1 protein-coding gene is annotated in these 717 nt (G+C 71.3%); it reads right to left on the reverse strand.

All coding sequences use genetic code 11. The features are described from left to right. Positions 1 to 717, reverse strand: a 717-nt coding sequence (locus FVW27_RS18085) for a glutamate-5-semialdehyde dehydrogenase (RefSeq protein WP_167127880.1), incomplete at both ends; no start/stop codon positions are given.

Below are 717 nucleotides of genomic sequence, written 5' to 3' on the forward strand. Positions count from 1 at the left end.
CAGCGAGGCCGGGCACGCGCGGAAGGTCACCCCGGCAGGCGCCAGCCGGGCAGCCACGGCGGGCAGCAGGGCTGCGGCCTCGTCCTTGTGCACCAGCAGGCATTCCAGCGCGTTGCACACGCCGGGGCGCTGCACCTTGCCGTTGAAGACGATCTCCACGGCCTGGTCCAGGTCAGCGCCCGCGTCCACATAGGCGTGGCACACGCCCTTGTAGTGCTTCAGCACGGGCATGGTGGCCTGCTGCACCACGGCGCGGATCAGCGTTTCGCCACCGCGCGGAATGATCACGTCGATGTACTGCTCCAGCGCGCACAGGGCGCCCACGGCGGCCCGGTCGGTGCGCGAGACCACCTGCACCGCATCGCCGGGCAGGCCCGAGGCGGCCATGGCCTCTGCGATAAGCCCGGCAAGGGCCAGGTTGGAGTGGATGGCCTCGGACCCGCCGCGCAGGATCACCGCGTTGCCTGCCTTCAGGCACAGGATGGCGGAATCGATGGTCACGTTGGGGCGCGATTCGTAGATGATGGCGATGACGCCGAGGGGGATGCGCATGCGCCCCACCAGCAGGCCGTTGGGCCGCTGCCACTGGGTTTCCACCGCACCCACCGGGTCCGGCAGGCCCGCCACGTGGCGGCAGGCGGCGGCCATTTCGGCCATGATGCGCGGGGTAAGGCGCAGGCGGTCCATGCGCGGGGCGTCCATGCCTGCCGCTTCGGC

The organism is Nitratidesulfovibrio liaohensis, assembly GCF_011682075.1.
Classification (GTDB): domain Bacteria; phylum Desulfobacterota; class Desulfovibrionia; order Desulfovibrionales; family Desulfovibrionaceae; genus Cupidesulfovibrio; species Cupidesulfovibrio liaohensis.